The organism is Pseudoalteromonas sp. SCSIO 43201, assembly GCF_023716725.1.
GTDB classification, from domain to species: domain Bacteria; phylum Pseudomonadota; class Gammaproteobacteria; order Enterobacterales; family Alteromonadaceae; genus Pseudoalteromonas; species Pseudoalteromonas peptidolytica.
Genome location: NZ_CP072683.1, coordinates 3,840,172 through 3,857,137, shown reverse-complemented (window position 1 = coordinate 3,857,137; position 16,966 = coordinate 3,840,172). Strand labels below are relative to the sequence as shown.

The window sequence follows — 16,966 nt, the reverse complement described above, 5'->3', positions numbered from 1 at the left end:
AACAATTATGAATAATCTTTCGAACAACAAAAAAAAATTACTAGCACTACTAAAGCAAAAAAAACTAAAAGAAAATGCCCAACATAACGTAGAACCGGTAGCTCCTTTTAGCTTAATTAGTGACCATGATAAGAGCTTGCTTGCCGATGATGTTGTAGACGCTTATCCGATCAGTGTCTTACAAATGGGCATGCTTCACCACATGGATATGAGTAATGGTGAAGAAAGTCCTGCTGATTACCATAACCTGACTACCTTTAGAGGGCGCATAAAAGGCGCCTTTGATAAAACGCTTTTTCAAGAAAGTATCAATATCATCGTAAAGGAGCACGATAACCTTAGAACTACTTTTGACTTAACGAACTTTAGTATCCCGCTTCAATTAGTGCATCGTGAAGCCTCTTTGGAAATGGGGTATGACGACCTTAGAGGTTTGTCTGAAGCAGAGCAAGAAGCTGAAATTAGTAGATATATCGAACTCGAAAATAAAAATATGTTTGATATTACTCAGGCTCCACTGATGCGTTTTCATGTACATCAAATAGAAGATGATGTGATCAGTCTATCCTTTACGGAGCCTCATTCTGTATCCGACGGTTGGAGTACACACTTAACCGTCATGGATATTTTTGATATTTATTTCGCGCTGCAAAGAGGGCAGATCTTCTCTTTGCCAGAACCGGCGCTGAAATATAGTGATTTTATTCACGAAGAATTGAAAATATTGAAATCTCAAGAAGCCATTGATTTTTGGGATGCAAAGCTTAAAGAATGCGTTAATACAGAGCTACCTTTCTTAGAAAAAGAAGTCGCGACACAAGAAGTAGACATATATAGCCATAAATACCCATTTAAATTACCCCGTGACATCGTTAAGCAACTGCATGAAGTGGTAAAAAAAACAGGGGTGCCATTCAAAGGAATTCTGCTGGCTATTCACTTTAAGTTTTTAAGTATTGTCACCGGTCAGAGCAATGTGACAACTGGTTTAGCATTTAATGGTCGGCTAGAAGCGGAAAACAGTGAGCAAATGCGCGGAATGTTCCTCAACACTTTGCCGGTAAGCATGGATCTGTCCGCGGGGAGTTGGCGCGATCTTATTCTTGCTTCGCATCAGTCTGAGCTAGAGCTAGTACCATTTCGTCGATACCCATTTGGTGCGATCCAGAAAAAGTACGGAACTCAGCCTGTTTTTCATACTCATTTAGGGTTTCTTCACTTTCACTCGATGGCAGATAAAATCGCCGAGGGGAATGTAGAAAAAATAAGCAATGTCGACTTATCAAAGACCAACTTTGATTTATCTACTGTGTTCTGTATGGATCCGAGCGATAAGTACAACATAGAATTTCTTGGTGAGGTAAACCTTAATAAAGTATCTAAGTCGCAATTTGTAAGTTATATGGAAGTTTACGTTCGACTGATGAAGGACTTAGTTGAGAACCTAGATAACCCCCATGCAAGTAGCTGTTTTTTGAGCAATGATGAAAAAGAAAAGCAGTTAGTATTGTGGAATCAAAATGAACAGGAGTATGACCGTACTTTACATATTCACACTATGGTTGAGCGTTGTGCTGAGCTTTACCATGATAAAATTGCTGCAAAATATGACGATGAGTCTATTACTTATGGGGAACTAAATACAAGAGCTAACCAGCTGGCATATTGTCTCGTGGAGTTGGGACTAAAAAATAACGAATTAGTCGGTATCTGCTTAGAACGCTCCGTTGAGTCTTTAATCGCAATGACCGCGATCCTAAAAGCGGGAGGGGCGTATTTACCGTTAGATCCTGACTATCCCCAAGAACGCTTGGAATATATGTTTGAAGACACACAGTTAAATCTTGTTATTAGCACCAAAACGTTGCAATCAAAATTACCAGCTAATTCACATACCATGATTTGCGTAGACTCTTTTGGAGAAGAAAAGTGGGATCTTCAACATTTATCTACGCTACCGAGTACCAACCTACATCACTCAGAGTTACTTCCTAGCGAGCAGCAGCTTGCTTATGTTATCTATACTTCAGGCTCCACGGGTAAACCTAAAGGTGTGGCAGTAACACATAATAATGTCGTTAGCCTTGTCGAGGACAATAAAAATATCGAAGTATTACCATCAGATGTTATGGCCCAGGCATCCAACGCCGCTTTTGATGCCGCGACCTATGAATTTTGGGGAGCATTGACTAAAGGCGCGATGATATGTGGGGTAAACAAAACGACTCTACTTTCTCCTGAACTTTTAAAAGCGCAAATTGAACAAGATAAGATTACAGTCATGTTTGTTACTACGGCGTTGTTTAATCGTATTGCAGACGAGCAACCGGACACTTTCCAATCGCTGAGAAAAGTTTTATTTGGGGGAGAGGCACACTCTCTAAAAGCGATTGGAAACATTCTATTGGGTAAATCACCACAGCAATTAGTACATGTTTACGGGCCAACAGAAACAACGACATTTGCGACAGCGTTTAAGTTTGACTGTAATGAGTTTCGCCGCTACGCGAGTGCGCCAATCGGTAAGCCATTGAGCAATCATAAATGTTATGTACTGAACCCACAGTTAGAACCTGTACCTGTTGGTAGTGTTGGTGAGCTATATATCGGCGGAGATGGCGTTGCGTGTGGATACTGGCAACGTGAAGCCTTAACGGATGAGCGCTTCATTCCTAACCCTTTTAATCACAGTGGTGCAGCAACGCTCTATAAAACAGGGGATACGGTACGTTACCTAAGTGATGGTAACATTGAATTTGTTGGCCGTGTTGATAACCAAGTAAAGATCCGAGGCTTCCGCATAGAGCTAGATGAGCTCAGTACAACACTACAGTCTTGTCCTATATTAAAAGACAGTACTGTCATCGTCAGAGAAGATGAACCAGGTGACAAAAAGTTAGTGGGCTATATTGTTTATCGTGATGACAGTGAAAGTAATTTAGACGAAGTAATCAAATATTTAAAATCCAAACTGCCTAGCTATATGGTACCAACACTGTTTGAGGAGCTTGAAAGTATCCCATTAACAGTAAACGGAAAAGTAGATAAAAAATCGCTGCCGAAGCCAACACTTACAGGACAGAATCAGAGCCACTTTGAAGCACCACGTAACACCAATGAAAAGATACTCTGCGAAATTTGGCAAGAAATTTTGGGTCTTGAGAAAGTGGGGATTCATGATAACTTCTTTACTTGTGGCGGTGACTCAATTATTTCAATTCAACTGGTATCTAAAGCAAATCGACAAGGTATTAGCATTAATACAAGGGATATATTTGAAGCACAAACAATCGCTGAACTTGCGAAGAAGTGTGCTGAAAATGATATGGTATCTGCTAGCAAGGTGAGCAGTGGTAAACTGATACTTCACCCAATCCAAGCTAATTTCTTCTCAACACAACATACAGATCACAATCACTTCCATCAATCCGCATGCTTGAGTGTACCAACAGATTTTGATATTAAGTTTTTGGATGAATTTGTTTCAGCTTTATACCAACGACATGACGTGTTGAGGTTAACTTTTGCAAAGCAAGATGAGAAGTGGCAGGGTAAGTTTGCACACATGGATACTGACAAATTAAGTCAGGTAGTTAAGCAGGTAAACTTAGACACTCGTGATGGTGAGTTAGCAACGCGTTATGAAGAGATAGGCTTTGAGTTTAAATCATCATTTGATATTTCATCGGGGCCGCTCCTTAATATCGTGTATATTGATAGCCAAGAACCTGAAAACAGACGCTTATTAATTATTATCCATCACCTTATTGTGGATGGTGTCAGCTGGCGGATCTTATTAGAGGATTTGAATTCGGCTTATCAACAGTATTTGGCTGATGGCAGTGTGTCTCTTACAGCTAGTGGCACTTCTTACAAAGATTATGCGGCGATGTTAAGCAATCAAGATAGCCAGCAGCGCTTTGAATCAGAAAAGCAATACTGGCTACATCAATTGCAAAATGGTGATCTAGTACTTCCATATCAAGATACTGATTCCAGCGATACTTATGCAGAAGCTGCAAATCAAGAGGTTGTTGTAGATGCTAAAACAACACAGTCATTATTAGGTCAGAGCAATGCACCATTTAAAACCAAAGTGAACGAGTTGCTCCTAAGTGCGCTTGCACTTGCGTTTAACCGCTGGTGTGGTTCTACTGCGATCAATGTCACACTCGAAGGTCATGGGCGAGAAGAGTTTCATGAAAACGTGAGTTTGTCTCAAACAATGGGCTGGTTCACGAGTATGTATCCTGTCCTGCTTAGTCACCAAGATTGTAAAGCCAGTGGTGGACTTGGAAATCTTATTTGCTCAGTTAAAGAGCAGCTAAGAAAAGTACCAAATAATGGAATAGGTTTTGGTGCGCTTAGCTATATATTTGACGACCAAGATATTAAGCGTGCGTGTGAGCAACATGAAAATAGCATCTTATTTAACTACCTAGGACAATTTGATCAACAAGCTGGTGAGCAAGCACTATTCAAAGGCGCAGGGGATTTTACCGGCGCAGATATTAGTGCCCAACATACTCGCAGTCATTTATTGGATATAAATGGCATGGTGTTTAATGGCGAGTTGAAGTTCCAAGTAAACTATCATGCAGAAAAGTTTGATAATGCAGACATTAAGAAATTTTGTTCATTTTTCGAATCTGCACTGATGGAAGTATCGGCGTATTGTGAACAGCCTAATGTAGAAAGACTAACACCTGCGGATTTCCCTTTATGTCAATTGAGTCAAGGTGAATTAGATACGCTACAGTCTCGTTATACCAATATCGCAGAGTTATATCCTGTAACTAGTATGCAAGCGGGATTGATTTATCATGGACTATTAAATACTGAGAAAGATTCTTATATTAATCAGCTAAACATTGAGTTTAAAGGCAAGTTTGAGATAGAACTGTTTAAAAAAGCGTGGTTAGCCGTGATCCAGCGGCACAATATCTTAAGAACGGCGTTTGTTGGGTTAGATCGTGAAACACCATTGCAGCTTGTATCTGAGTCAATTCAAATGGATTGGACACACCTAGATTGGAGTGCCAAAAGTGCAACTGAGGTAGAACATGAATTCGCTGACTTGTTGCAAGAAGACAAACAGCAAGGGTTTGATTTTTCAGTTCCTGGACTCATGCGCTTTTTCACCATTAAGGTTAATGCAACTTGCTATAAGTTCGCATGGACTCATCATCACACACTGATTGATGGTTGGTCACAGCCAATTTTATTTGGTGAAGTTTTTAGTGCCTATCAGGCTTTTGCAGCTAATCAACTACCTGAGTTTGTTGGTGAAGCTAACTATAAAGAGTACATAAAGTGGTGTGTTGAGCAACCACTGGATGAAGCGAAGCAGTTTTGGTCTGAACATCTCAAAACACTAGAATCACCAACTCAATTGGGCATTGAGAAGAGAGGGGGTGATGACACCTCCGTAGCCATTGCTGAGCAGAGAAAATCGTTAACCACAGATCTTACAAGCCAATTAAAGAAGGTTGCGGGTGAGGCACAAGTTACATTGAACACTTTAGTTCAAGCTGCTTGGGGTTATTTACTGCATCGCTATAGTGGTAACGATGAAGTTATATTTGGTGAAACGGTTTCTGGGCGCAATGTTGAAGTCGATAACGTGGATAAAATGGTTGGTTTATTTATCAAGACGTTACCTTCAGTTGTGTCGTTCACAAATGACACTCGTGTCGATCAGTGGTTGAAAGAGCTGCATGAGAATCAGAACAAACGAGATAAATTCAGTTACCTATCACTCACGCAAATTAAAGAATGTAGCCAATTTGATCCGATTGCACCGTTGTTTGATGTTGCAATGGTATTCGAAAACTATCCTATCGCGGATGCTCCTGAGCTTGGTCAGCAAGAGAGTGAGTTTGAAATCTCAGGCTTTAATGCAAAAGCACATGCACACTTTGGTATGAGTTTGATAGTCGCACCAGGCGAGGCTTTGACATTTGAATTAAATTATTCAGAGCAAAAATATGAAGCTCATTATGTTCAGACATTACTGGATCATCTTGAAACCGTTTTAGCAGGCATTGTAAATAACTTAACAGCCAACGTCAGTGAGCTACCATTACTGACCGCAACTGAGCTGGATGCCGCGGTAATATCATCGGATAATGCCGCTGAAACTGTACCAGGTATGACAGTACACAGCTGGTTTGAACAACAAGTTGCACAGTACCCAACTCGTCCGGCTCTGCAGTTGCATGATGAGGTCATGAGCTATCAAGCTTTAAATATCGCGGCAAATCGATTTGCCGGGTATCTGCAAGCCCAGGGCGTTAATGCACAGAGTAAAGTCATTATTCACTGTGAACGTTCGTTTGAAATGATCGTTGCGGTTTTAGCCGTTTTAAAAGCGGGAGCATCTTATGTTCCTCTTGATGTATCTTACCCTGTTGAGCGCAAAGATTATGTGATTAATGATTCTGGAGCTGCAGTTATTATTACACACTCAGCGCTAGAGGAGACGTTACCGACTCATTCTTGTGATGTCGTTAGTGTCGATAATTTATCTGAATTAACTGCGGCCTATTCCGAGTGTAATACCGTCAGTGAACACACTGGTGCGACGCCAAATGACCTTGCATATGTTATTTATACATCTGGCTCGACTGGCAATCCAAAAGGTGTGTTGATTGAGCATGCGTCAATGTTAAATTTAGCTCGCCAACAGACTGGTTTGTTTGCAGTTGATCAGCAAAGCAGAGTGTTGCAGTTTGCATCGCTGAGCTTTGACGCCGCGGCATGGGAACTACTCATGGCATTATGCAATGGTGCTTGCTTGTGCTTGATTGACGCTCACACATTGATGAATCCAGATCTAATGGCTCAATACCTTTCTGACCAAGAGATCACACATGCTACGCTGCCTCCGGCGCTGCTAGTAAACTTAGCCTCAGAGCAATTTAGTCAATTAGAAACTTTGATTGTGGCAGGTGAAGCCATATCAAAAGAGCAGGCAATCATTTGGTCAGAAGGACGGAAATTATTTAATGCCTACGGACCAACGGAGAATACAGTGTGTATTTCTGTTGGAGAAATTACCACAGAGAATGTGCATATTGGACGCCCGATTGGTAATGTCGAGTGCTTTATTCTTGACGCATATCAAAGGCCAGTGCCTGCTGGTTGTGTCGGGGAACTATATGTTGGTGGCCGAGGTCTGGCGCGAAGCTATTTAAACTTACCTGAAGTAACCGCTGAGAAATTCCTGACACTTCCAACAAATGTGGTGGGAAGTAATACCGAGCGAGTATACCGAACCGGTGATTTAGTGAGGCTTAACCTTGAAGGTAATCTTGAGTTTATAGGAAGAGTTGATAGCCAAGTCAAAATAAGAGGCTTCAGAGTGGAGCTAGGTGAGATAGAGAGCGTTATTAACAGCTTCGATTTCATTGCAAATAGTGCTGTTCTCTTGGCACAGGGAGAATCACATGACAATAGATTGATCGCCTTTATCGAGACGACTGAAGCGCTGACAAATGCAGCGGATGATGTATTCACCTTGTTGGAAGCTAAGTTACCGTCTTACATGCTGCCTTCAACTATTAATGTGCTTGAAGCATTGCCTTTAAACCATAATGGCAAAGTGGATCGCAAAGCCCTCAGTCAAAAAATACAAAGTGAACCGAGCACGCTGGAGTATGAAGCGCCAAAATTTGAAATTGAAGCACAATTGATAGCGCTGTGGCAAAGTTTGCTCAATAAGCGCAATATTGGGATAAAAGATAACTTCTTTAAGTTGGGTGGAAACTCTCTGTTGGCCATGCGGTTAAGAGAAAAAATTGTTCAAGAGTTGGAAATTGAGGTTTCAGTCACAGACATCTTTAACTACCCAACGGTGGAGCAATTGGCAGGTTTCATTCTGCATGAGCACAAAGATAACCCATTAGTAAATACGGCGCTGATTCAGTTTACCGAAGAAGGTAGCGGCAATGTCCCAATCGCGGTTGTCGGTATGTCTACTCGCTTCGGTAACACACAAAACTTTGAGGAGTTTTGGTCGTTGCTTGAGTCAGGACATGAGGCTATTGAAGAGCTGACTGATGAGCAGCTACGAGCAGCAGGTATTTCAGAGAAGCTAATTGGTAACCCAGAGTATATTAGGAAAACTTTCCGTTTTCAGGGAATGGAAATGTTTGATGCGGAGTTCTTTGAATTTAGTGAACGACAGGCTGAGATGACAGATCCACAGCACCGAGTGCTGTTGGAGTGTGCATATGAAGCTATGGAAATAGCTGGATACCCAAGTGAACCTGAATCAGGAAGTGTGGGTGTTTTTGTTGGCAAGAGCGACAATATTGGGTGGATCCAAAAGATGATGTCGCAAAGTCATGGGCATAATGCCGTTGATGGCATGGAAGCGATGAAAGCATCATCGGGCGCTTTTTTATCGACTCAGCTTTCTTACAATCTAAACCTCACTGGACCGAGTGTTAATATCAATACGGCTTGCTCAACGTCACTTGTTGCAGTTCACCAAGCATGTAAAAGTATTCAAAATGGTGAATGCACGATGGCCTTAGCGGGAGGGGTTTCTATCTCGGCTATGGAGCCTGCAGGTTATGTTCATCAAGAAGGCTTTATCACCTCAAAAGATGGACATTGTCGCCCGTTTGATGAGAGCGCGAGTGGGACACGAGTAGGACAAGGTGCTGGTATGGTGTTACTAAAGCGCTTAGATCTTGCTATTGAGGACGGTGATACCATCTTCGCAGTCGTCAAAGGCTCGGCTATAAATAACGATGGGTCGCTAAAGCCTGGCTATACAGCACCGAGTGTTGAGGGGCAAGCTAAAGCAATTGCGAGTGCAATGACAGTGGCAGGTGTTGAACCCAGCACGATAGGTTTTGTTGAAGCGCATGGTACAGGTACTTATTTAGGAGATCCGATAGAGGTTCGAGCGCTTAACCGAGCATATAAGAGTGTTGCTGGCAAAGAACTAGATAAACAGTCGATCGCGCTAGGTACGCTCAAAGCCAATATCGGCCATTTGGATACAGCAGCTGGTGTAGCTGGATTTATACATGCCGTTTGTGCACTTAATTATAAGAAAATATCTCCAAATATTAATTTTAACAGCCCGAATCCTGAACTTGATCTACAGTCGACCCCATTCTATTTAGAGAATGAATTACGCGAATGGAAAGGTGGTGTGGAGCCGAGAAGAGGTGCTGTAAGCTCCTTTGGTATTGGTGGAACGAATGCACATGTTATTTTGGAAGAGTTTGAAGGATCCGGTGAGGACAGAAGCCGTATGAAATATCACGTATTACCTTTATCAGCAAAATCTCCAGAGGCGTTAATTGCAAGTAAGGGGAGATTGTCTGCATACATCAATAGCCATGCGGATATTGATGTGGCGAATATGGCGTATACTTTGCAGCAAGGCAGAAAACCTTACCAGTATAGAGATGCGTTGGTCGTGACGTCGGCATCTGAAGCGACTGAATTACTACAAACAACAGCTCAAAAAGTACATCGCGCAGCGTCTCGTGAGCTGACCTTTATGTTCCCAGGGCAAGGTGCACAATATACCGGTATGCTACTGTCTCTATATCAGTCTAGTGATGAGTTTAAACAGCAACTAGACGAGTGTATCGCGCTATTTAATCCATACCTAGACAGTGACTTGTACGCAGTCTGCTTTGACCCCGAAAAAGAAAGGTTATTAGATCAGACTAACTACACTCAAGCTGCGTTATTTAGTATTGAATACGCGTTAGCACGTCACCTTATGACTCTTGGGATCAAGCCGAGTGCGATGATAGGCCATAGTATAGGAGAGTACGTGGCTGCATGTCTTGCTGGTGTGTTCAGTCTAGAAGATGCGATTCATATCGTAGCGAATCGTGGTAGGTTAATGCAGAGCATGCCAACAGGTAATATGGTGGCGATTAAATGTACGGCTCAGCAAGCTAATGAGATTGCGGCTCAGTTTAATTTATGTGTAGCTGCAACAAATGCAAAAGAGAGCATCGTGCTATCAGGCGACAGTGACTCTATCTCTCGTTGTCTAGCGTCTCTTGAAGCAAACTCGATTAAGTACAAGAAATTAAAAGGTGATAGAGCATTCCATTCGCGTCATACCCACTCAATCTTGATGGAGTTTAAGTCTGTTTTTGATGGCATTTCTCTACACGCTCCTGCATTACCTTTTATTTCCAATGTGAGCGGCGACTGGATCACGCCGGATCAGGCTATGACAGCGCAATACTGGGTTGAGCAGCTTGCTGGGGAAGTGCGCTTTGCCAGTGGGATTGAAAGTTTGATAAATCGTTATCCAGAGCATGCGCTATTAGAAGTTGGGCCTGGGAAAACGCTAGCGGGCTTGGTCTCAATGCATCTTCCTGAGCTAATAGAAAGTGTCGTACCTTTTGTGTCATTAGCGGATAACCATAGTGAAGGCGAAGAGCTAGTCGCCAATGTAATGGCTAAACTTTGGTCAATTGGTGCTCATATTGATTGGTCAGTTTGCTATCGTGGTGAGAAAAGAAGACGCATTCCTTTGCCGACGTATGCGTTCCAGAGAAAGCGGTTTGAACCACAAATACGCCAAGAGATGCACAGTGCAACTACCAATCAAAACAATAAGCTAGACTTTAGTAAGTGGTTCTATGCACCAAATTGGCTGCGCAAGCCAAACCAGCCTAGCCAAGTAGATGGCCATAGATGTTTATATATTCATGATGCTAAGCATGATCCATCTCTACATATTGCGCAGTTAACAAGGGCAAACGTAGAAGTTGTTCAAGCGATGGGTGCTCAAGCAACGAGGCAAATCAGTGATTCAACATTTGAGGTTAACTTAGCATCTGAGCAAGGAATGGTTGCACTATTCACGCTGCTAGAGGAACAGCACTTTGACCATATTGTCATGCCGTTGGGCTTTAGTACACAAGCCAGTAGTGCGATGTTGTCCTATGAAGCGCGTTTACAAAACGACTTCTATCCTGCATTTTTCATGTTTAAAGCGCTTGCAGAAATTCACAGGTCAGACTTGAAAGTCACGCTGTTAACAGCTGAAGCATTTGAAGTCGTGGGTTATGAAAATAACAACGCAATTGCCGCGATGCTCCCTGCATTATGTAAGAGTGCAACTGCTGAGCTCGTGAATATTGATGCGGGTGTGGTAGATATAGAAAACACACAGGCTTCATTCAGTCATAGTTGGGTAGATGAATTAGGCCGCGTGTTCAGTAACGATAGAATTGTCGCGCTTAGAGGAAAAAATCGTTATGTTGAGACCTACTCGCAGGTAGATGTTTCAAGTTCTGCGTCCAATCTTAGCCAAGTAAAAGAGAATGGTACTTATATCATTATTGGTGGATTAGGTGGGATGGGATTGGCGGTTGCAGAAGAGTTAGTTTCTAAGGCAAGTGTAAACCTTGTGCTCACAACAAGAACTCAATCTACAATTGCTGATTTACAGACAAGGCTTGAACCACAGGCATATCAGCGCTTACAAGATATTAATAATAGTGCGATGTCTTGCCAGATTAGCGCACTTGATGTCGCCGACAGTCAAGCATTTGAAGCCTTTGTTACTGATTGTATTGCGACAACAGGCACGATTGACGGGATTGTATACTGTGCGGGGGTGCCTGGCGCTGATAAGCCCATCGCTGAGTTAGATATTGCAGAGTTACAAGCGGTTATGGCAAGTAAGGTCTCAGGGCTAATCAACCTAGAAATGGTAATTAAACGCCATGAATTGCAGCCTAACTTCATTACCTTGATGTCATCATTACAAACCGTGGTGGATACCCATAAAAACCGAGTTGATTATGGTGCTGCAAATAGTTTTGTTGATAACTTTATCGCGCAGCTATCTGAAACAATACCTACGTGCCAAATCCAAGTAATTAATTGGAACACTTGGAGTGAATCGGGTATGGCTGTGAACGCCGTATCGGAGCAATCTTTGGAAGTTAACATTGCTGAAAAAGTCATAAATAGCATTTCTAATAGTGAAGGTCGAAGAGTTTTCGCAACGGCCTTAAATAGTGGCTATCAGCGTATTGCAATCTGTGCTACTGACTTATCAGAATTGAAAAATCTTGAAAAACAAGCTTTGAAAAAAGCACAGCCCAAGCAGGAACAACAACTAACCTCGGATGAGGCTGCCGAAATCTTTGATAGTATATTGTTTGATATTCTTGGCTGTCAGGAGGTAGATTTACGTCAGAATTTCCATGCGTTAGGCGGGGACTCTTTGGCTGCTATTCGCTTAAATGCGCAATTTGCAGAGCGCCTTGGCGTCGATATTTCGATGGCGGAGATCATGGAATCACAAAGCATGTTGTCTTTATTTGACAGCATAAACCAAAAGCTAGGTGACTCTGTACAGAAAAGGCAAACCATTGCGAGTGTGGAAAAGCTGTATGGCCCACTTACTTTTGCACAGCAACGCCTTTGGTTCATAGATGAAATGGAAGGTGGAAGCTCTGCATATAACCAAGCTTGGGCTATCAAATTAACAGGTGAGCTAAATACGGTTGCGATGGAAAATGCAATCAAGTCAGTGATTGAACGCCACACAATCCTAAGAACAACGTATCATCAGGGTGATGAGGCCTTCCAACAAATTAATGAAAATTTCGAATTTGAGTTGGCATTAGTTGATATTAGCAATGTTAACAAAGCGCAGAGAGATGATGAAATCGAGCGCATAATTAATGAAGAGCAACGCCTACCATTTGTACTTTCTCAGGATCTCATGGTGAGGTCAAAGTTACTTAGACTGGGACAAACAGAACATGTCTTGCTGTTTTCACAGCATCATATTTGTACAGATGGTTTTTCAATGAGTCGCTTATTTGAGGAGTTAAGCTTCTACTATAATGGCTTCCTGAGTGATAATAAGCCGGCTTTACCAGCACTTCCTATTCAGTATATGGACTATGCTTACTGGCAGCGTGAACATATGCAAGGCGAGACGTTTGCGGCTGAGCTTGAATCTGTGTGTGAAAGGTTGAGAGGTGCACCTCAGGTACATAGTCTTCCTTTAGATTTCCAGCGACCAAATCAACAGAGTTATCGTGGTGATAAGTGGATCAGTAATCTAGACAATACGCTATCTAAAAAGCTCCATGCGCTGGCAAAATCGACAAATACGACCCTATTTATGGTGATGAATAGTGCGCTTTCTATACTCATTTCAAAACTTGGGACAGAAAATGATGTAGTCATTGGTACTCCTGTAGCTAACAGAGGTGAGCAAGAGACCATGCCATTGATTGGTTTTTTTGTGAACACAATGGCTATTCGTACGCAAGTTGATGTTGAGCAATCATTTACTGAACTACTGACACAGGTTAAAGAGGAATGCCTTCATACATACGAAAATCAACATATTCCTTTTGAGTTAGTCGTTGAAAAAATTAACCCAGAGAGAAGCCTGGGATACCATCCTTTGGTACAAATTTTACTGGTTGTACAAGATAAGAATGTGGGTGATCTACAGCTAAATAACCTTGATATTGAACGTATGTTACCTAGTGAAGCTTATAGTAAGTTTGACTTGAGTGTAAATGTGACCGATCACGATGATGGTATAGAGGTTTGCTGGGAGTATGCGAAAGATTTGTTTGCTGAGTCTAGTATGGCACGTTTTACCAAACACTTTATCACTTTGTTAAATAATATTATTGAAAATCAATCTCTTCCAATAGCTGAATTGTCTTTGATTAGCCCAGAAGAGCAAGTTGAGTTATTGTCTTTTGCCCAAGGTGAGGTGATAGAGCTATCTAAAGAGCCGACGATCCACGCCTTATTTGAACAGCAAGTCCAGAAAACACCAGAAGCGATTGCTGTGAGTTACGATGATGACACGCTAACTTATGCAGAACTTAATAACCGAGCGAACCAATTAGCGAGTTACTTGAAGCAAAAAGGTGTTGGGGAAAATAAATATGTGGCCCTGTACATGGATCGCTCCGTCGAGTTGGTGGTAGCAATTTGGGCTGTGTTAAAAGCTGGTGGTGCATATATTCCTTTGGATGTGTCAACGCCGAGTGAGCGCTTAGCTACGATCCTGATGGATAGTCAGCCTGTCTGTATTTTGACTCAGCAGCATCTATATGACTTGGTCGCTCCATGCTCCGCTCTTCCAGTGATCGCGCTCAATGAGCAAAGTCTACAAGCTGAGCTTATGAGTTATACTACTGTAAATCAGTCAATTAACTCTCAGTCACCAGATAGTTGTGCCTATGTTATTTACACCTCAGGCTCGACAGGCACACCAAAAGGTGTTGTTTGTACTCATAGAGGACTGATTAACCGTATTGATTGGATGCAAAATGAATTTAAATTGCATCAAAGTGATGTCGTGCTGCAAAAAACACCTTACAGTTTCGATGTATCTGTTTGGGAGTTTGTATGGCCTCTTACTTCGGGTGCTAAACTTGTCGTGATGCGACCAGAGGAACACAAAGATCCAGAACAAATCCGTCAGTTAATTCAAGCAAAGCAAGTAACCACTTTACACTTTGTGCCCTCAATGCTGAATGCGATGTTAAGTGCTGATGCATGGCATGGATGTGATTCTGTTGCCCGTGTAATTTGTAGCGGAGAAGCTTTACCCATAGAACTGCAAAATACTTTCTATAGCAAAGCAAAACAGGCTTCATTACATAATTTATATGGCCCAACAGAAGCATCGATAGATGTGAGCTTTTGGCACTGCCCGAATGATACATCGGCAAAGACGGTTCCGATTGGTAAACCTATCCAAAATACGCAGCTGATCATTTTAGATGAGCATCAGCGACTTGTTCCTCACGGTGTGGTTGGTGAGCTGTATATTGGTGGTGTTGGTCTTGCGAGAGAGTACCTTAACCGACCAGAATTAACGGCTTCGACCTTTATTGCTAATCCATATTCTAGCTTGAACACACAGCGATTATATAAGTCAGGAGATCTTGCATATGTTAATCAACAAGGGCAAATCGAATATGTTGGACGTATCGATGATCAAGTGAAGATCCGAGGGCTTCGTATCGAATTGGGAGAAATTGAGTACCATTTAAACAATATTGAGCAAATATCTAAAACCACAGTGCTTGCAAGACAGGATCTGTCAGGTAACACCCGACTGGTTGCATATTACAGTGTGGTTGGCGATGCAGAACTTACAAATGAACAACTACATCAAGCACTTGTTGCGGTGTTACCTGAATATATGGTGCCAGCAACTTTCGTGCTGATGGAGCAATGGCCGCTAACGGTAAGTGGTAAAGTAGATAAAAAGCAATTGCCCAACCCTGTGATGCAGACAGCATCGGAATACCTTGCTCCGCAGACGGATGTCGAAAAAGTACTTAGCAGTATTTGGGAGGAATTGTTAGGTATTGCAAAGGTAGGTATTAAAGATAACTTTTTCTCGCTGGGCGGAGACTCTATTTTATCCACTCAAGTCGTGGCTAGAGCGAAAAGGGCAGGTTTAACGTTTACAATTAAAGATATGTTTAATTATCAAACGATCCAAGAGCTTGCACCTGTAGTGATGAGTAATGCTGCAATTGATATTCCTCAAGAAGCAGTCGTTGGAGAGCAGTTACTCACACCAATTCAAAAACAATTTGTCGAGAAGCGTTTAGCTAACCCAAATCACTATAACCAGGCCGTATTATTAAATGCTCCAGAGGGAATGCAGCTATCTGAGCTAGAAACAATTGCAAAAAGTGTAATATCTAGGCATGATGTACTACGTCTGAAGTTTGGACTTGAACAAAATCAATATTGTTACATCCCCGAGTCTGATATTGATATTTCTACTGTTGTACAGGAAGTTAGCTTTACTGAGATTGCTGATTCGGAGCAAGCAAAAGCAATTGAGCTTTTCTGCGGGGGTCTGCAAGAGTCTCTGAATATCAGCAGTGGAGAGACATTTAAGCTTGCTTTAATCCATCTTGGAAATGGCCGCTTGAAGCTGTTTATCTTGGGACATCACTTAATTATCGATGGTGTTTCATGGCGGATAATCATGGCGGATCTAGAACAAGCTTGGGAAGATTTGAAATCTGGTAATGATGTGTTATTGTCTGCTAAGACAACTTCTTATCAGTTTTGGGGTCAGACGCTATCTGACTATGCATGTAGTGATGATTTGCTAAGCCAACGTGAATATTGGATTGATCAGCTAAGTAAATATGAGCAGCACAATATCGAGTGTTTGGCTGATACGCAGGACAGCATTATTAGTACTGCAAGCCTTGCTGTTTCTGAGGAAGACACTGCACAGCTTGTAGATTCCGCAAATAGTGCATATAGAACAAAAGTGCATGAGCTGATTATAGCGGCTGTATTTAGTGCATTTCGACAATGGTCTGGCGCTGAAACCATACGTGTGGATATTGAAGGCCATGGGCGGGAAAATATTGCCGATGGGATTGACCTAAGTGATACGGTAGGCTGGTTTACGTCAATCTACCCATTAATGTTAAATGCACCGATGAATGAACCTGTTGGTGAGTTGATTAAGTTAGTTAAAGATTCGTATAGAGGTGTGCCTGACAACGGTATTGGGTTTGGTGCCTTGCGTTATCTAGCAAATGACCATGAGATACAAGCGCTTGACGAAAGCACTAGTAGCTATAATGTCGTGTTCAATTATCTTGGTCAGTTTGACAACATTGCTTCGGCGAAATCAGCGTTTTCCTTTGCTGAAGAAAAAACGGGTCTATCGTCGAGTGCAGAGAATAAGATTGACGATTTTATCACTGTGAATGCTCTTATTTATCAAGGTAGGCTCAAGGTTGATATTTCATCAATTAAAGTCGGTGAAGCACAATTAGCGCAATTGCTGTCATACCTAGAGCAAAGTATCGAGACAGTGTTGCTGGCTTGTCATAGCAAGCTAGCAGAGCAAGAGATGATTGCCGAGTATAACGAGCTTGCACATTCGCTTCCTAAGCAAGTTGAAGCAATTGAAATTTAAAAACGGATAATA

The 16,966-nt window shown here is 42.0% G+C and carries 1 protein-coding gene; it reads left to right on the top strand.

Annotated elements, in window-relative coordinates; all coding sequences use genetic code 11:
* The first annotated feature begins 7 nt into the window (after positions 1 to 7).
* Positions 8 to 16,954 carry a non-ribosomal peptide synthetase/type I polyketide synthase gene (locus tag J8Z24_RS16615; RefSeq protein WP_252095052.1) on the top strand — a complete coding sequence of 5,649 codons (16,947 nt, stop codon included), beginning with the start codon at positions 8 to 10 and terminating at the stop codon, positions 16,952 to 16,954.
* Positions 16,955 to 16,966 lie beyond the last annotated feature (12 nt).

Excerpts from the sequence above, each read along its gene's own strand:
- J8Z24_RS16615 (WP_252095052.1), top strand. The coding sequence starts at position 8 with ATGAATAATCTTTCGAACAACAAAAAAAAATTACTAGCACTACTAAAG.